We start from the raw sequence: 18,405 nt of genomic DNA on the forward strand, positions 1-18,405 counted from the left end.
TACTTTACTATAGTTTTATGTTTGGTTTGTATTTAGTACGTAATTGGTTCGCAAAAGGAGCTGTTTTTAGCAAATACATAGAAATTAGTTAATAACTAAGGGTACTAGAACTGCGAACAAAATACGAACAAAACCTGAACAAAATACAAATAGTAAAAAGCTACACCTTGAGGGTTTGAAGTATAAAATAATAGTTTTATTAGCCCAAAAAAGGAAAACCGTAATACAAATTAAAAAAGCTAGTTTAGTTTTGTAGTTCCTAATTGATTTCCTGCGAAAATCAGTGTTTTTCCTATTGATATATTGGGGAAAAAATGGTAGGTTTGAATACAATAAATTTTAAAAATGAGTAAACCATATTTACAACCCAGAAAAGCTTTAAACAAAGCCTTTCTTAAAATAAAACCCAACCGAACTCAAATTGAATCTTTCAAGAGAAATCTTATTCAGGTTTTAGACAGTTGTAATGATAAGGAATCGGAAGAGTTTCATAAAAATTTAGTTTCTGATTTTCTTAAGAATACTTACTATTCTCCTAATCATTTTGTGAATACTAAAGGGAGAAACGATTTGGTAATTCACAACGGAAAAGAGGCTAAATCTACTGTTGGTGTTATTATTGAAGCTAAAAGTCCGACCAATAAATCGGAAATGATTTCAGTGAATAACCTTAATGGAAAGGCTTTGCAGGAATTGGTTTTGTACTTTTTAAGAGAGAGAATTACTCACAAAAACTTAGAAATAAAACATCTAGTAGTTACCAATATTTATGAATGGTTTGTGTTTGATGCTCAAGTATTTGATAAACTTTTTGCTCAAAATAAATCTTTTATAAAACAATTTGAAGAGTTTGAAGCTAAACAATTATCAGGCATTAAAACCGATTTCTTTTATAAAGATATTGCCAAACCTTTTATTGAAACTATAAAGGAAACTATTGAGTTCACCTATTTCGATTTCAGAACTTATGATAAGCAATTGCGTAATGATGATAAAGAAGACGATAAATCGTTAGTGGCTTTATTCAAATTACTTTCTCCAGAACATTTACTAAAACTTTCTTTTGCCAATGACAGCAACAGTTTAGATAAAAATTTTTATAGCGAATTATTGCACATTATTGGGTTAACCGAAACCAAAGAAGGAGGCAAAAAACTAATTCAAAGACCTAAAAAAGAAAACAGAAATGCTGGCTCTTTATTAGAAAATGCCATTACCCAAATAGATTCATTAGATAAAATTTCGAGATTACCCAATCCTAAAATTTATGGTGATACGCACGAGGAACGTTTGTTTAATGTAGCGTTAGAACTTTCCATCACTTGGGTAAATCGTATTTTGTTTTTAAAGCTGTTAGAAGCTCAATTGATATCTTATCACAAAGGAGATAAAAGTTATTCGTTTTTAAATGCTGAGTTGTTACACGATTACGACAATTTAAACGGTTTGTTTTTTCAAGTTTTGGCTAAAAAACCTGAGGAAAGAATGGAACGTGTCAAAAAAGACTACGAAAAAGTTCCTTACTTAAACAGTTCTTTGTTTGAACCTACCGATTTAGAACACGATACCCTTTTCATTTCTAATTTAGAAGATGAAATTGCATTGCCTTTATTATCTTCCACGGTCATAAAAGACAAACAAGGCAAAAAAGTTACTGGTCAAAAAAATGCTTTAGACTATTTCTTTTCGTTTTTAGATGCTTATGATTTTGCTAGTGAAGGCAGCGAAGATATTCAAGAAGATAATAAAACCTTAATCAATGCTTCGGTTTTAGGATTGATCTTTGAAAAAATAAACGGTTACAAAGACGGTTCGTTTTTTACACCAGGCTTCATTACCATGTACATGTGTAAAGAAACCATTAGAAGAGCTGTGGTGCAAAAGTTTAATGAAACTAAAAATTGGAATTGTGAAAACTTCACCGATTTATACAACAAAATTGACGATAAAAAAGAAGCCAATGTCATTGTAAATAGTCTTAAAATTTGTGACCCAGCAGTAGGTTCGGGACACTTTTTGGTTTCGGCTTTGAATGAATTGATTGTGATTAAACACGATTTAAAAATTCTACTAGACCAAGAAGGCAAAACCATTAGGGATTATAACATTGAAATTGTTAATGACGAATTAATGATTACCGATGAAGACAACATACCGTTTACCTATAACCCAAGCAACAAAGAAAGCCAACGTATACAAGAAACGCTTTTTAGAGAAAAAGAAACCTTGATTGAAAACTGTTTGTTCGGAGTAGATATTAATCCAAACTCTGTAAAGATTTGTCGTTTGCGTTTGTGGATTGAGTTGCTAAAAAATGCTTTCTATAAAGAAAATAATGAGTTGGAAACGTTGCCTAACATAGACATCAACATTAAATGTGGTAACTCGTTGATTTCTCGTTTTGATTTGGATACCGATTTAAAAAAAGCCTTAAAACAAAGCAAGTGGAACATTGAAAGCTACAAATTAGCCGTTGCCACGTATCGAAATGCCGAAAACAAAGAGCAAAAACGCGAAATGGAACGCTTGATTGAAGATATTAAAGGTAACTTTAGAAGCGAAATTGCCATAAACGACCCAAAAAAACTCACTTTAGAAAAGAAAAAAGGAGAATTATACAATTATACCCAACAAATAGGTTTGTTTGAATTGGGCAAAAAAGAAAAAGCCGAGTTTAACAAACGGGTAAACAAACTTTCAGACGAAGTAAAAACGTTAGAAAGCCAAATTGAAGAAATAAAAAGCAACAAAATTTATGAAAATGCTTTTGAATGGCGTTTTGAGTTTCCTGAAGTGTTAGATGACAAAGGAGATTTTGTGGGGTTTGATGTGGTGATTGGGAATCCACCTTATGGTGTAAACATAAATAGAAAAATTAATCCTGAATATTCAAATTTTTATAATGAAATAATTTTAGGAGAATTAGAAACGTATATTGTTTTTTATTACAGGGGATTAAAATTATTAAAAAATGAATATTTCTTATCATATATAACTCCTGATAGTTGGCTAACTAATAATGGGGCTAAATTATTCAGAGAATGGTTGTGTGAAAAAGATTTAATAGATGTATTTGATTATTATAAGCCTTTTGCTGATGCTAAAGATACACGTTGTCATTCTGTATTAATAAAAAATTCAGTTGTTAAAGATTCAGATTTAAGGGTACAACAAGTTTTACCATCAAATCCAAATGAAATTTATAGAAATTTTACAGTCAAAAATTCATCTTTAAAAGAGTTTAAAGAAAATGAATGGAGATTATACTTAATCCCTGAATTAAGGTCTTTATTTAAAAAAATTGATGATAATTCAATAGCGTTAGATGAAGTTTATAATATTAAATATGGTTTGAGAACTGGTGATAATAATAAATACATTTCATCCGAAATAACTGATTATCCAATAATTGCAGGTGCTGATATTTCATCGTTGTATGGAATTAAATGGAAAGAGAAGTATCTTAAAACAATTGAAGGTTTACCAAATAGTTATTTTAGTGAATCATTCACTAATAAAAAAATTATTATTCAATATGTTAGAACAAATAGTTTAGATTTAAAAGCTAGATGGATTGAAGCTGCATATGTAGAAGGCAATTATATCCCACTTAATTCTTTAAGTTATATTTATAGTAAAAACAATGATTTCGAACTTAAGTATTTGATTGCAGTTTTAAATTCATATATGATTAATATCTATTACAGATCATATTACACGGACGTAAATGTTAAACCAGCATATTTATCAAAAATTCCAATTATTAAAATAGGGAAAAAAGAACAACAGCCCTTCATAGACAAAGTCGACCAAATTTTAGCACTTAAAAAAGCAAATCCAGAGGCAGATACTAGTGTTTTGGAGCGAGAGATAGATTTTATGGTTTATGCGTTGTATGGGTTGAGTGAGGAGGAGATTGAGATTGTTGAAGGGAGTTAAAAATAATTAAAATGGAAAACAGAAAACTAGAAGTATATACATTTAATATACACCCAAATAGAAAACCAAATGAGATTATATTAATGGAAGATGTATATGGGAATGATCTTTATGAAAAATTAAAAAACAATTTTGCAAATTTTGTTGATACCTTTCCTCCCAAAAATATTGATAACAAAACATCTAAAATTGAAAAAATAAAAAAGGATGGTAAAATTAAAAGTATTTTTAAGTCAAATGATGAGTTAAGATATATTTCAGGTAAAATTAAAATTGGTGATGATGATGGTAAGGAACAAGATGTTGTTGAAAACAATAAAGACAAAACAGTTTTATACACTAAGAAAAAAGGACAGTCAGTTGAGAGACCTTATTATTTTATGATAGTATTACCATTAGCTTTAAAATATGGTTATTTAGTATTAGAAAGAGAAGGAAAACATTCAGCAAAAAGTGTCTTTGATAGATTGTTAAAAAAGTTCATTTATTTACATCTGTCAGAATTAAACACTAAAATTTCAAATTTTGTTGAATCTGAAGTTATAAAAGAATATTTAGAAAAAGGTATTTATAATAGTATAATCTTAAGTCAAAAAATTGTTTCAAAAGATAAAGCAGAACAATTTTTAGGTACTTATGTTGATGGTTCAAAATATAAAGTAGAAATGAAAATTATACCTTTAGAAAAATCTATAATCCCTTCTAATACAAAAAAGAAAATTTTAAAAAATTTAGAAGAGAATAAAGGTTTTTTTGATGGTCAGGATTTTAAAAATATAGGCTTTGACGATGAGGCAAATGTAAAAGTAATAGCGACTAAAGATGGTAATACTAGAACCATTGATTTAGATGATACTTTCAAAGTTAGACCTTATTATAATATTGATGTAGATATTGATAATAAAGGCTTTTCAGAATTTAAATCAATTAATAAAGAAGCAAAAAAATTAATAAAGAGTTTTGATTTGAATATCTTTTAATGTACAAAAAATTAAACATAAAGGCAATTATTAAAGGACATAAAGATTCTTTAAATATTGAAGATAAACATTCTAATTATAAAAAGGAGTTTATATATATTCCTATTATAATATCAATTATTTTAGTAATAATAAAAGTACCTGACAATGATGTTAAAAATATCTTTGGTATTTGTTTATCTATTTTGACTGGACTTTATTTGAATATATTAGTATTACTTATATCAAGCATCTCATCAGAAAATTTAAAAATAACTCCAGGTCAAAAAAAAATCAGATTAGAATTATTAAAAGAGACATTATATAATGTGTCTTTTTCTGTTTTTATTTCGGTTAAGGCTTTAATAGTATTGTTTATATCGACAATATTAATCATACCCAATAAATTATTAAATGAATTATTTTGTATATTAATTAATGTTGATTTTAATTATTCTGTTCAATTTATTTTAGGTTTATTCTTGTATAAATATACAATTGATATTTTCCTTATTTTGTTTATGATTCTTAAAAGAATCAATGTTCTTTATACAAAAGAAATTGATATTGAAAATCTTAAGTTAAATGAATTAATTAGAAAAGAAGAAGAATTGGATGATAATTATTAATTTTTATTTCATTTGACAGAAGAACAAATCATACAACTAATAAACAAACTAAACCGCTTTCCTAATTATAAAGAATGTGTAAAAGTTGGCATTGGTAAAAATGTAGACTTAGCGCATATATGGTATAAAGAAGGTTTTTCAGATAGTCATGTTCCATATACGTACTTTCTAATTAAAGATGGCGATAAATATATCGGTGCGGTATTAGACATGATACACGATTTACATTGGGTAGTATTACCAAAACATCGTAAAAAAGGGCATTTATCAAAAGCGTTAAATCAAGTCATATTACCTTATTTATTAGAAGAAACAGATAGATTAGAACAAAAAATATCAATAAAACGTTATCAAATAGGGGATACTAATTATCAAAACTCATTAAGAGCAGCTTTAAAAGTAGGTTTCAAACAAATAGATGAAGAAAATTTAGTTTTCGATTACAATTCATTAAACGAAGACGAATATCAATTGGATTTTCAATACAAAGGGTTACCACAAAAAGAACTTGAATTAGAAATTGATGAATTACAAAAAATAGCAAAAAAACTCAATAAAATAAGTTCAAAAATAGAATTTGCTTTTGGAAAACAAATTGAAGAATATTCAAAGCCATCATTAAATGATACAGCAAATAAAGTAGCTTATCTTAAAGAAGTTTTTAAGGATATGAAGTATGATTTTGATAAAAATTAAACAGTAAGAATTGGAACAAATAGCAGAAAATATAGCACAAATTACAAAAGACTACCATTCAGATTATAATGAAGGTTTTGTTATGTCATCTAAACACGTTTTAGATTGGGTAAATCAATTTGACGAGCAAGATCAAGAATTTGTTTTGAATGAACTATTGCATATTTTAAATCAAGGAGTTTATATCTCAAAAGAAAAAGCAAAGGAAATACTTTGGGAATTTATAAATAAAGCTACTACATTTTTTGGTTACCAAAATATTGAAACTTTTTTGAGAGAAACACATTTTATTTCTATTCAAGGTGCTGAAAAAAGCCAGACAGTTTTACTGTCAATACTAAATGATGTTTTATTGTTGAAAACTGGTTTTTCTATGGAAATATGTGGTTCTTTAGGTATTAGAAACTATATTTACTTAGATGATGTAATTGGTAGTGGAGGTAAATTTAACTTTGAAATTCATAAATTTATAATTAATAATGATTTACTTAATAAGTTAAAAAATAAAGAAATAAGAATTTTATCTTATTTCTTTTGTATTCATACATGGGGTACAGGAAATGCAAGGTATATTTTGAAAAATAAATTTAAAGAAGAAAACTATTTTTTAGATCACAAAGCATTTCCGATTGCATCTCACTACATTGTAGAAAATAATATTAAAGATTTCAATCAACGTTTGAATTTAGTTTATCCTGAAAAATCAAAAAACGAATATGATGTTTATATTGCTAGTCTTGACAAAGCTACAAGACAAACCGATAAAGCTTATAGAAGGCAAACGCAACCTAATAAGGAAACATTTTTTACTTCAAAGGAAAACAGATTACGTATAGAACAAATTTTCCTTGATAAAGGAATTCAAATAATCAATCAAATTCAAGATGAAGAAAGTAAACGAAAACATCGTCCATTAGGAAAAACATACCCTGGTTACAAGACTTTTGGTACAGGTACTTTGTTTTTTACTTGGAGAAATATAAGTAACACATGTCCAATTGTATTATGGTGGGATGTACCAGGACACAATTGGAAAGGACTTTTTCCGTTATATAATAGAGGAAATTAGAATTATTTTATTTAAATTTACCTAAGTTTGTACTATGAATATCAGAAACTACAACGCAAAAGAAGCAATTGTCTTTAGAAAAACGACAGAGCCATTTGGAGGTTTATCTAATATGGCATCAGGTTATGCTTTGTATATTAATGAAGTGATAATACCATCTTCAGAGCATCTATATCAAGCAATGCGTTATCCAACAAATCCTGAAATTCAATTTGAAATTATTAATCAAGATAATGCTATGAAAGCTAAAATGATTAGTAATAAATACAAAGCACAATATTCTCGTCCTGATTGGGAAAAAATCCAAATAAAAGTAATGCGTTGGGCATTAGAAATTAAGTTAGCTCAAAATTGGGATAAGTTTAGTTCAATACTTCAAGATACAGAAAACAAATCAATAGTTGAGTTTGCTACAGACAATAAAATATGGGGAGCTAAACCAGCTAATACTAATGAATTAGTAGGAGTTAATGCTTTAGGAAGACTATTAATGGATTTAAGAGAAAAATACATCAAAGATAAAAAACGTATTTTTTGTGTTAATCCACCAGATGTTCCAGCATTATTACTATACAATCAGCATATTGATGTTATATGTGACGACTTGATAATTGACTATCATAATGAAAATGTTTTAGAAGATAGTTTAGTATAACATTATCTCATTCATCTGCAGAAGATCACTCTCGTGTGCGATTCCTTTAGCTTTCTATGATTAGTAAAAAGATTCAAATTTATGATGCTAAAACAAGTTAAGCAGGATAAGATTGGAAAAATAGTTTGTGGAGCTACGAGTGTGTTCTCTTCTGCATCGGGATGACTAGATTGTAGATGTGGATTGTGGAGTTTCTTTACTTGGAATACTGAAACCAGTTCAGCATGACAAAACCAAAAATTAAACACCCATCACACCACGTTTATTAATTGCGGGTAAATCGGTTTGAGCATTTACATTTATGGAGTTGGTTTTGAAAATAAAAGTTTTGTCATACATTTTACTTCCTATAAAATAAGACAATGAAAATTCATTGTTCAATTGTAAAACACTATTTTCTAAAAATTCGATTTTGACAGCTGTTTGTGGTTCTACTGTTGCAAAGGCATGTCGCAATTGCATCGTATTTCTGTTTTCACCGTTTATTAAACCAAAAGCTCTTGAAACAATCATAGCCATTTCTAGTGTTTCATTCGTTGCATTTAATAAATAAGCATACCAACAATTTTCTTGAAAATCATCGCTCCATTCTTGAATGGCAACTATGTGAACGTTTTCTACTTTTGGGATTTCTATGTCTGCTTTCATTATAAAAAAATTAACCCTTCTAGGGTTTAAAACCCTAGAAGGGTTATTAATTATTATATAGTTGCTTTAAATTGCTCTAAGAATCGAACATCGTTTTCATAAAACATTCTGATGTCTCCAATTTGGTATAAAAGCATAGCAATACGCTCCACTCCCATTCCGAAAGCGAAACCTGAATATTCTTCTGCATCAATGCCACAGTTTTTCAAAACATTTGGGTCAACCATTCCACAACCACCAATTTCTAACCAACCTGTTCCTTTGGTTATTCTGTAATCTGTTTCAGTTTTTAAACCCCAATAAATATCGATTTCTGCACTTGGTTCTGTAAACGGAAAATAAGAAGGTCTAAGACGAATTTTAGATTTTCCGAACATTTCTTTCGTAAAGTATAACAAAGTTTGTTTTAAGTCAGCAAAAGACACATCTTTATCAATATATAATCCTTCTACTTGATGGAAAATACAATGTGAACGAGCTGAAACTGCTTCATTACGAAAAACACGACCTGGAGAAATAGTTCTGATAGGTGGTTTGTTGTTTTCCATATAACGTACTTGCACGGATGAAGTGTGTGTACGCAAAAGCAAATCGGGATTTGTTTGTGTAAAGAAAGTATCTTGCATATCACGAGCTGGGTGATATTCTGGTAAATTTAAGGCTGTAAAATTGTGCCAATCATCTTCAATTTCTGGACCTTCGGAAACATTGAATCCTAGAGTTGAGAAAATGTCAATAATTTGGTTTTTTACAATTGAAATAGGGTGACGAGAACCAATTGCAACTGGTTCACCTGGACGCGTTAAATCTCCATAAACTCCTTTTGCTTCATCTTTTGTTTCTAAAACTTCTTGAAGAGCAGCTACTTTTTCTTCGGCAGTGGTTTTCAATTGATTGATTACTTGACCGAATTCCTTTTTCATTTCGTTAGGAACATTTTTAAATTCGGCAAATAATTCTTTCAATAAACCTTTACTACCTAGGTATTTAATTCGGAATTCCTCAATTTTTTCCTTGTTTTCGGCATTGAAAGCTTTAGCTTCTTCAATATGTTTTTTAATCTTGTCTATCATCGTTCATTTTGTAAAGCGCAAATTTAAGCTTTTTTAGTGATTAGTGAAAAGTGATTAGTAATTAGTTTTTTGCTATTCACTAATTACTAACGGCTAATTACTTAATAATTTCTTTTTCAAGAAAATAACTCACAATTGCATCTTTCATTAATACAGATTGTTCACCTGCTTTTAGGGTTGGTAATTCTTCTTTTACTTTGTAATGAGGCCAACCTTCAGCATCATAATAATCAAATTCATAATAACCATAAGGTTCTAGTAAACGACAAATGGCAATGTGCATTAGGTTTACTTTTTCGTCTTTTTTGAATTCTTGGTTGAATTTTCCTAATTCTTGAACTCCAATTAGGTATATAATAGCATCAAGATCGAGTGTGTCACCATCAGCAAATTTGTTTGACAATAGTGTAACTACTTCTTCCCAACGTTCTTTTAATTGTTCGTCTCTAGACATTTTTTTAAAGTTATAAGTTATAAGTTATAAGTTATAAGTGAAATAACTTTGGCAGATAACAATTTTTGCAAAGATAGTAAGTAGGATTTTGACTTTCGATAATTCTTTTATCTTTGTTCCATTCTATTATCTATTTGTCTTTCATCTTTTATCTATTTTATGCATTTTATTGATATTGTTTTTGCTGCTTTTTTAGGTTATGCTTTGTATAAAGGAATTAAAAACGGCCTTTTTGTGGAGTTAGCTTCATTAGTAGCATTGATTGCTGGAATTTTTATGGCTTTGAAATTTTCAGGATTTGCAAAATCTATTATCGAAAACAATGTTTCTTGGGATGCAAAATACATTGAAATTATTGCTTTTGCGTTGACATTTATTGCTGTGGTTGCTGGAATTCATCTTTCGGCTAAAGTATTGACTAAAATTGCTGATTTTGCTTTTTTAGGTTGGATTAATAAATTAGCTGGAGCTGTTTTTAGTATGCTTAAAACGATTTTAGCTTTGAGTATTGTGATATTATTATTTGAAAAAATCAATTTAAATAACATAATTACTTCTCAAGAAACTTTAGATGATTCCATGTTTTATAATCCTATAAAAAAGGTTTCTGAATTTGTTTATCCAAAGATTGAAGAATGGTATGATGAGTTTAAGAATTCAGAAGGCAGTGAGCAGGATTTAGATAGTGATAACTAATAAAATTATTTTTCTATTATTCTTTGTCGAATTAGTTTAATGATTCTATCAAATTCTAAATTCCTCTTATTTGAAATAGTATATTTCCAATCTCCATAATTTTTTAAATTAATTTTTAATGTATTTGGCTCGTCTTTAGAAAAAATTTGAGCAATTAAAGAAGTTATAACATAAAGTTTATAAAGCCAATTTTGATTTGGATTTAAAATTTCAACACTTTTAACATCGACAAAATTAAATCTTCTAAATTCCCAATAGTCAATAGCTTTAATTTCAAAGTAATCATCATATACTTTCATAATTGGATAACCTTTTACATCAAAAACTATTGGTTCAGTCATTTCTTTTTAATCTACTAACCTATCTAACTTCCTTAATAGCACTACTCAAAACCCAACCTTCCGTTTTGTCTGTTAAATGAATGCGTTTGTAGTTGTCTAATGTTTCTTTTACATAGACTTTTGTGCCTTCATGCAATGTAAAAGCATTGTCTGCATCTTCTTTTGGTTCTGCTTTTACTTCGACTGTGTCTTCAAAAACGATAGCTGGTTTGTCTTTTTTCTTGTAGTTGGTTAAGAAATTAGCTGATGAAAATGAAACCAGCACTAAAAACAAAGCCACAAATATGGAAACAAACGAAAAACGCTTCACATTTGATTCTTCTTTGTACAAAAACAAGGCAAAACTCAACAAGGTCAACACTGAAAAAACAACACTTAACCAAGTCCAAGTGTTAATTGAAAATATGGAAGTTACACTTTTGATGAATCTAGTAAAACCTAATTCATTAATAACTTTTATGTTGTCAATCGTTCTTTTTTGAGCAAAAGCTAAATTGGTTTTAATGTTTTTATCGTTAGGTTTCAACAATAAAGCTTTTTCGTAGTAATAAATAGAAGGAGCTACTTTATTCAATTTGTAATACGAATTCCCTAAATTAAAATATAAATCTGCTGATTCTTGTTTTAGACTTTTTTCAATGAATTCATATTTCTGGATTGCATTTTCATAATCTCCTTTTTTATACATTTCATTGGCAATCTCAAATACTTTTTGAGCAGATTCATTAGAAGTTTGTCCAAATGAAAATTGGAACAATAGTATAAATATGTAAACTAAATTTTTCATTTTTTAACCTTTGTCACCCTGAATTCATTTCAGGGTCTTTTTAATTTATTTGCTACTTTTTGATTCTGAAACAAGTTCAGAATGACAGAACTTTATTTTAGTTTTTTGAACCATTAAGAAATTAAGTTTCATTAAGGTTTTTTTTATAATTCAAATCTTTTAACCTATTTACCTTATAAACTTTTAAACTACTTTATTAGTTAATTGCTTTTCTAATTCGGAAATACTTTCTACTGCTCTATCAAAATCTGATTTCATAGTATCGTCTGAAGAAGGAGCATATCTAGCAAATTCAGCTGATTTCATCAAATTGATAAAGTTAGATACTGATTCCTGAGAAGCATTTTTTTGCAACAACAATTGTTCAATATTTTCTTTATCCATTTCTGAAGTTTCAATATGAAGTTTTGCTTTTAAGAAATTGTGTAAGGCTTTTTCAATCGCTAAATAGAAAGGTACTTTGTTCCCCAATTCTTTTTTGGCTTGACCTAAATATTTTTTAGCCAATTTATTGTTCAAACGAACTCTATTTCCGTGTTCATCACTAACATATTCATCTGTTTTACGTTTCACGATGAATAAAATTGGAATGAAACACAAAGGTAAAATCAACAAAGAATAATATAATGTTGAACCAAATGGTGTTGGTTTATCAATAGGTTCAAAATTTGTTGTTCTATTGATAAATTGAAACGTTTCTGATTTTGTGATGTCTTGTTTCTCTGGATCATTTGAAGCTACTGTTGCTAATCCTGGCCCATCAATTACTTCAACTATAAATTCATCTGAAGTAACTGTTTTGTACGAATTTGATTTTAAATCAAAATAAGAAAACACCAATGGTTTTATTGGGTATTTTCCTTTGGCTTGAGGCACAATTGTATAAGTATCCGAAATTTTTCCGATCATTCCAGACAAAGGTGTATTTACTTCTTCGTTGTGTTTTGGTTCAAAAACGTCAAAAGCTGTTGGGAATTCTAATTTTGGTAATTCAAATAATTTTAGGTTACCTTTCCCTGAAACTTCTACATTTATATCTAAAGATTCTCCAAATTTAACCTGACTTTTTGAGGGTACAACTTTGAACGTAAAATCTCCAACTGCTCCTTTAAAATCAATAGGTTTATTTGCTTCTGGAAGTGGTTTTACATTTATAGTTCTGGCACCAGCAGAAATTGTTTTTTTAACCGTTTTATAAGGATCATCAAAAGGAGAAGTTCTTCTTACAGGCACATTTACATCCATTGTAATTGTCAAAGGATCTAAATTTTTGCTTCCAGCTTCTAATGGATAAAGTATCACTTTTCTCCATTCGACCATTGCATAATCTTTTCCGTTGTATTGTGACAAAACAGCTTTAAGGTTTTTCATGTCTTGAAACTGACTCCAAAAACCATTGTAAGCAGGATTATCTGTTTCACGAACATTATTTACACCATATCTTGGGTCAAAATACACTTTATAAACCACAGTTACTGGTTCATTTACATAAGGGTTTTGTTTAGAAACATCCGCAACCAAGAAAACACCTTCTCCAACTTGAGCTAAAGGATCATTTGGATTAGTTGGCATTTGAACTGCATCAACAATTCTAACTACAACTGCATTTGATTTATAAACATTTCCTTGGTATTCAATAGTTGCTGGTTGAATGGTAAAAGTTCCCTTAGATTTTGGTGTTAAAACAAAGTTTAATTGCGTAAAAATTTCTCTTTTACTGGTCATTTTTCCATTGATAATAGTAATGGAATTTTGATTTCCTTTATTGATATAAGGTCCTTCAACTTTAAAACCATCAAATTTTGGTGCTTCGAAATTATCACCGTCGTTATTAATGGAATAAGACAATAAAATCTTTTCATTTAATGCATAAGCATCTTTTTGCGTTTTTGCTTCGAATTTTACTTCTTGCGCAAAAGCAACTAATTGACTTATAAATGCTATAATTAAAAAAATCTTTTTCATTGTAATTATATTCTTTTTCTCTTTTTCTTGCCACGGATTTATTTATTTGAAAACCCAATATCTGAATAGCTAAGAATCTATTTTACCAATCTTTATCTGTTTGGATTCGAACACCTTTTTCTTTGCGCTCATTTACTTTTTCTTGAATTTTCTTTTCAGCATTATTTACTGCTTCTAAGATATTTTCAATTTTTTGCTTGTCTGCTCCTTGTGGTTGAGGATTTCCTTTGTCCTCTTTATCACCTTCTTTGTTTTGGTCTTTTTTGTCGTTATTCTCTTTTTTATCTTGTTGGTCTTGATCTTTATTTTTGTCTTGATCTTGGTCTTTGTTTTTATCCTTGTCGTTTCCTCCACCACCACTTTTTGGAGGATTTTCTTTTAAGAATTTTTTAGCCAATGCATAATTATAGCGCGTTTGTTCGTCATATGGATTGTTGCGTAAAGCATTTTTATATGATTCAACAGCAGCTTGATAATTTTTTTCTAACATCAACGTGTTTCCTAGATTATGAAACGCTTTGTGTTTTTCTTCTTTAGTTTTAGCAGAAGTTGTTGCTTCAAGGTATTTGAATTTTGCTTCTCCAGGTTGATTTAACCTATAAATACTATTTCCTAAATTGTATTGAGAAGCAGCTTTTACATCTTTATCAGATGAGGCTGAAACTCTATAATCTGCTTCTGAAGCAATATATTTTTTGCCTTTAAAAGCTTCATTGCCTTTATACAATTCTTTGTGATCTTCTTGTGCAAAAACGAAAGAAGTAACTAACAATACAACATAAACTATTACTCTATTCATCTCTATTTTCTTTAAATAAGTTTAATCTTTGGAACCAAGCTGTCTTTCTTTCAAAAAGCAGCAAATCTATAAATAATAATAAAAATCCCAAACCTAAAAACCACTGATATTGTGACTTAAATTCGGCAACTTGTTGGGTTTCTGATTCATTTTTTTCAATAGAACCTAAAACCGTTTGCAAATTATCTACAACTGATTTGGTATTGTTTCCGTCTAAATATTTTCCTTTTGTAGTTTCAGCAATTAATTTTAAGGTTTCTGGATTCATTTTGGTTATAACAGTTTCTCCGTTTGAATCTTTTTTATAACCTACAACTTTTCCGTTTTCTTTAATTGGAATTTGTCCACCTTTTGTACTTCCAACACTAATAGTTACAATTTTTATGCCTTTTTCTTTTGCTATCTCTAAAGCTTCATTGGCATCATCACCATGATCTTCTCCATCTGAAATTAGAATTAGCAATTTACTTTGTTGGTCATCATCAAAAAAATTAATTGCTTGATTGATTGCCTGATTCAAAGCTGTTCCTTGTGAAGACAACATATTTGTATTGGCATTTTGCAAGTACATTTTTCCAATGCTATAATCAGAAGTCATTGGCAAAATAGGATAAGCACTTCCTGCATAAGCGATTAAACCAATTCTATCACCTTGTAGATTATTGATGATTTGATTGATGATTTGCTTAGATTTTTCCAAACGATTTGGTGCAATATCTTCAGCCAACATACTTTTAGAAACGTCAAGTGCAAAAACTATGTCTATCCCATCTCGTTTTATGGTTTCCATTTTTGTGCCTAATCTTGGATTTGCAATGGCAATAATTATAGCACTTAATCCTAAAATCACTATTAAAAACTTAAGAATAGCCTTAAATGATGAATATTCTGGAATTAATTTTTTTACTAAATCTAAATCACCAAATTCTTTTTGCTTTTTGTTTTTCCAATATAGATTGAATACAAAAAACAGTACCACAATGGGTATGATTAGTAACAAATACAAATATTTTGATTCTTCTAATTGATACATTTTATATAAATCCTCTTAAAATTGTGTTTCGTAATACTACTTCAATCAAAATCAAACCACAAGCAATTAATAGTATTGGACGAAAAAATTCGTTATAATTCGTAAATTTCTTTTCTTTTATCTCTGTTTTTTCAAGCTTATTGATGTTATCATAAATCTCTTGAAGTTTTTCATTGCTTGTAGCACGATAATAAATTCCATCTGTTTTTTTAGCAATTTCTTTCATTAAGCCTTCATCGATTTCTACATCCATCATTTGGTATAAAAATTTTCCGTTTGGATCTTTCGAATAAGGAAACATAGCTCTTCCGTTTGTCCCTATTCCGATTGTGTACACTTTTATTCCGTATTTTTTAGCAATGTCAGCAGCCATTCTTGGATCTATTGTCCCTGAATTATTTACACCATCTGTTAATAAAATAATGATTCTACTTTTGGCTTTGCTTTCTCTTAAACGATTTATAGCTGTTGCTAATCCAACACCAATTCCTGTTCCATCTTCAATGATTGAATCATCATATTCAATAGATTTTATGGCTTGTTGCACAATTAAACCATCAGAAGTAACGGGAGTTTTCGTGTAACTTTCTCCAGCATAAACTACAATTCCAATTCGGTCATTTATTCTATCATTCGCAAATTTAGAAGCAACTTTTTTGAGAGCTTCTAATCGGTTTGGTTTTAAATCTTTGGCCAACATACTTCCTGAAACGTCAATTGCCATTACAATATCAATTCCACTAGTTGATTTTTGTTTTACGGAAACGTCTACTGATCTTGGTCTAGCTAGAGCAAGAATTATAAACGATAATGCTAATAATCTAACATAAAACAATAATGGTTTAATTTTAGACAAAAGTGAATGACTATTTTTAAATGCTTTTGTTGAACTGATTTTTAAACTTGCATCTCTTTTATTTCGGTTGTAATAATGCCAAAAAATAGCTGCTGGAATTGTTAGAAACAACCAGAAAAAATGAGGATTTAAAAATGTTATATTTCCCATTATAGACTACTTTTTTTGAGTTCAATAGAATTTCGGACACGTTCCATCATCTTTTCTGCATCCTTATCACCATCTTTATAAATTAAGAAGAATTCTTGTGCTGAATTTGGTTGTGTGAAAATCACAATTTCATAAGCCATTTTATATTCTTTCTTGTCTGCTGGATTAGTAATTGTAAATGTTCCGTAGGCTTTTTTACCTGTTAATTCTTTTTTAGGTTCGTAATCATCTACTTTAACCAAGATATTTTTTGCACCTTGAGATTCCAAAAATTTAATATTGGTTTCAACTGCTAAATCTTTATCTAAAGCAACAGAATCTTTAAAAGTTGTTGTGTTAAGCGTAATTGAAAAATTATCAATCAAACTTCCATAAGTAAATCTTCCTACTGATTTTACAGTTGGAGGCAAGTTTTGTTGCACTCTTTCATCAACTGTACGTTTTAAAACTCTTGGTGTTTCAATTTTTATGGCTGGATCACCATATTCTGAAGTTACCCATTCTTTTTCTAATAATTCTTTTGAAGTATGTCCGATGAAATTATCTTTTAGATAATCATAAGCAATTGTTCTTGCAAAAATTATTAACGAAACAAATAAAAGAACTACAACTGTTGCAATTGAAAGTGCTATTCTAGTGACTTTATCTTTTTTAGCTTTTTTACGTTTTACTTCTTCCTGGAATAAATTATCTAGTTCTTCTTGAGATCTTGGAGTTCCTTTGTCTAAAGTTACTAAAAACTCGTTTACTATTTTTTTGCTCTCTTCAATTTCAGAAGCAATAGGTTGTGATTTTGCAAACTTTACTAAATCGGCATTTTTTAATACTTCATTAAATTGATTTAGTAGAGAAGGACTAATTTTAATATTTCTCTTGGCAGTTTCAGTTCTTAATGCTCTGTACAATTCATTGGATGTACTTTCCATAGCTGGAATTGAAATGGATTCTTCAATATAAACACGAGCAATATCTGTTAGTTCTGAATAATATTCTTTTACTTGTCCATTTTGCCATAGGTTCTTTTTTTCTAGTGTTTCAGAATGCACTAATGCTTTTTCTATTGGTGAAGCAAATCCTTTAAATTCTTCTTTTTTATGATTTTGAATTTTCTTAATTATGTAATACGCTAAAACTCCTAAACCAATTACTAAAAGACCAAATAAAACATATTTCCACCAATCACCTGCTGGTTTTTTTACCTCTACAATAGGCTTGATATCAAACATGGGTTGCACAATTGTGTCAACTTTGACATCATTTACTCGAACGGAAGTTGAATCTGAAAAATAGTCTTTATTGTTAATTTTAACAGCAATACTTGGAATTTTATACACTCCAGAATCAAATTGTGTTAATCCATATTTTTTGATTAATTCTAACTTATCGTTGTCTTTGATGGTGTCAATTGGATATGATTCTAAAACTTCCATAAGACCAATGAATTTTCGCTCAGGAAAAACAACATGGTCTTGTAAAGTAACTTTTGCTTTTAGAATTAAATTCAGTTGTGAACCAATTTTAATTTCTGTAGAATCAACTGTTGAAGTCATTGATTGCGAAAAACCAAAAACTGAAACCAATAAAAACAGTATGTATAATCGTTTTGTCATTTTTTTATTTCTGAAATCTAAATTCAATTATCATCAATCTTGAAAC

17 protein-coding genes are annotated in these 18,405 nt (G+C 29.1%); 7 read left to right on the forward strand and 10 right to left on the reverse strand.

Annotated elements, in window-relative coordinates; genetic code table 11:
- The first annotated feature begins 345 nt into the window (after positions 1-345).
- Genes ACFO3U_RS05120 through ACFO3U_RS05145 form a run of 6 tightly spaced genes read left to right on the forward strand, consistent with a single transcriptional unit; the run spans position 346 to position 7,947 of the window.
- The gene (locus ACFO3U_RS05120; RefSeq protein WP_379738708.1) at positions 346-3,939 is read left to right on the forward strand and encodes a DUF7149 domain-containing protein; all 3,594 of its coding nucleotides are present in this window, start codon (positions 346-348) and stop codon (positions 3,937-3,939) included.
- Positions 3,940-3,950: 11 nt separating this feature from the next.
- Positions 3,951-4,919: a hypothetical protein gene (locus tag ACFO3U_RS05125; protein WP_379738710.1), complete on the forward strand. Its 969-nt coding sequence runs from the start codon at positions 3,951-3,953 to the stop codon at positions 4,917-4,919.
- A complete protein-coding gene (locus ACFO3U_RS05130; RefSeq protein ID WP_379738713.1) occupies positions 4,919-5,527 on the forward strand; it encodes a hypothetical protein in 609 nt (202 codons plus the stop codon). The genes ACFO3U_RS05125 and ACFO3U_RS05130 overlap by 1 nt, the downstream gene beginning before the upstream one ends.
- Positions 5,528-5,539: 12 nt before the next feature.
- The gene (locus ACFO3U_RS05135) at positions 5,540-6,223 is read left to right on the forward strand and encodes a hypothetical protein (RefSeq protein WP_379738716.1); all 684 of its coding nucleotides are present in this window, start codon (positions 5,540-5,542) and stop codon (positions 6,221-6,223) included.
- A 10-nt stretch (positions 6,224-6,233) separates the two neighbouring features.
- Positions 6,234-7,292 carry a phosphoribosyltransferase-like protein gene (locus ACFO3U_RS05140; protein ID WP_379738718.1) on the forward strand — a complete coding sequence of 353 codons (1,059 nt, stop codon included), beginning with the start codon at positions 6,234-6,236 and terminating at the stop codon, positions 7,290-7,292.
- A 34-nt stretch (positions 7,293-7,326) separates the two neighbouring features.
- Positions 7,327-7,947, forward strand: coding sequence for an NADAR family protein (locus ACFO3U_RS05145; RefSeq protein WP_379738721.1), 621 nt, complete (start codon positions 7,327-7,329; stop codon positions 7,945-7,947).
- 240 nt (positions 7,948-8,187) lie between these two features.
- Here the strand turns inward: ACFO3U_RS05145 and ACFO3U_RS05150 are convergent, their stop codons facing one another.
- The 3 genes from ACFO3U_RS05150 to ACFO3U_RS05160 all read right to left on the reverse strand — a co-directional run bounded on the left by ACFO3U_RS05150 (position 8,188) and on the right by ACFO3U_RS05160 (position 10,122).
- Positions 8,188-8,595 (reverse strand): hypothetical protein, encoded by a 408-nt coding sequence (locus ACFO3U_RS05150; protein WP_379738724.1) that lies wholly within the window; start codon positions 8,593-8,595, stop codon positions 8,188-8,190.
- A 53-nt stretch (positions 8,596-8,648) separates the two neighbouring features.
- Positions 8,649-9,668, reverse strand: a complete 1,020-nt coding sequence (gene pheS / locus ACFO3U_RS05155) for a phenylalanine--tRNA ligase subunit alpha (RefSeq protein ID WP_379738727.1) — start codon at positions 9,666-9,668, stop codon at positions 8,649-8,651.
- Positions 9,669-9,765: 97 nt separating this feature from the next.
- On the reverse strand, positions 9,766-10,122 hold the full coding sequence (locus ACFO3U_RS05160; RefSeq protein ID WP_379738730.1) for a hypothetical protein: 357 nt from the start codon (positions 10,120-10,122) through the stop codon (positions 9,766-9,768).
- Between the two features lie 159 nt (positions 10,123-10,281).
- Between ACFO3U_RS05160 and ACFO3U_RS05165 the strand changes: the two genes are divergently transcribed.
- Positions 10,282-10,818 carry a CvpA family protein gene (locus ACFO3U_RS05165; RefSeq protein ID WP_379738733.1) on the forward strand — a complete coding sequence of 179 codons (537 nt, stop codon included), beginning with the start codon at positions 10,282-10,284 and terminating at the stop codon, positions 10,816-10,818.
- Between the two features lie 5 nt (positions 10,819-10,823).
- Here ACFO3U_RS05165 and ACFO3U_RS05170 read toward each other — a convergent pair whose 3' ends face one another.
- The 7 genes from ACFO3U_RS05170 to ACFO3U_RS05200 all read right to left on the reverse strand — a co-directional run bounded on the left by ACFO3U_RS05170 (position 10,824) and on the right by ACFO3U_RS05200 (position 18,359).
- The gene (locus ACFO3U_RS05170) at positions 10,824-11,159 is read right to left on the reverse strand and encodes a hypothetical protein (RefSeq protein WP_379738736.1); all 336 of its coding nucleotides are present in this window, start codon (positions 11,157-11,159) and stop codon (positions 10,824-10,826) included.
- Positions 11,160-11,178: 19 nt separating this feature from the next.
- Positions 11,179-11,946 carry a tetratricopeptide repeat protein gene (locus tag ACFO3U_RS14045; protein WP_465254188.1) on the reverse strand — a complete coding sequence of 256 codons (768 nt, stop codon included), beginning with the start codon at positions 11,944-11,946 and terminating at the stop codon, positions 11,179-11,181.
- A 183-nt stretch (positions 11,947-12,129) separates the two neighbouring features.
- Entirely contained in the window at positions 12,130-13,911 is a 1,782-nt protein-coding gene (locus tag ACFO3U_RS05180) for a BatD family protein (RefSeq protein WP_379738738.1), read from the reverse strand.
- Between the two features lie 82 nt (positions 13,912-13,993).
- Positions 13,994-14,710, reverse strand: a complete 717-nt coding sequence (locus ACFO3U_RS05185; protein ID WP_379738741.1) for a tetratricopeptide repeat protein — start codon at positions 14,708-14,710, stop codon at positions 13,994-13,996.
- Positions 14,703-15,743, reverse strand: coding sequence for a vWA domain-containing protein (locus tag ACFO3U_RS05190; RefSeq protein WP_379738744.1), 1,041 nt, complete (start codon positions 15,741-15,743; stop codon positions 14,703-14,705). The genes ACFO3U_RS05185 and ACFO3U_RS05190 overlap by 8 nt, the downstream gene beginning before the upstream one ends.
- Position 15,744: 1 nt before the next feature.
- Positions 15,745-16,749, reverse strand: coding sequence for a vWA domain-containing protein (locus tag ACFO3U_RS05195; protein WP_379738747.1), 1,005 nt, complete (start codon positions 16,747-16,749; stop codon positions 15,745-15,747).
- Positions 16,749-18,359 carry a hypothetical protein gene (locus tag ACFO3U_RS05200; RefSeq protein WP_379738749.1) on the reverse strand — a complete coding sequence of 537 codons (1,611 nt, stop codon included), beginning with the start codon at positions 18,357-18,359 and terminating at the stop codon, positions 16,749-16,751. Before ACFO3U_RS05200 ends, ACFO3U_RS05195 begins: the two co-directional genes overlap by 1 nt.
- Between the last annotated feature and the right edge of the window lie 46 nt (positions 18,360-18,405).

Origin of the sequence: Flavobacterium ponti, assembly GCF_042652765.1 — a bacterium.
GTDB classification, from domain to species: Bacteria; Bacteroidota; Bacteroidia; order Flavobacteriales; family Flavobacteriaceae; genus Flavobacterium; species Flavobacterium ponti.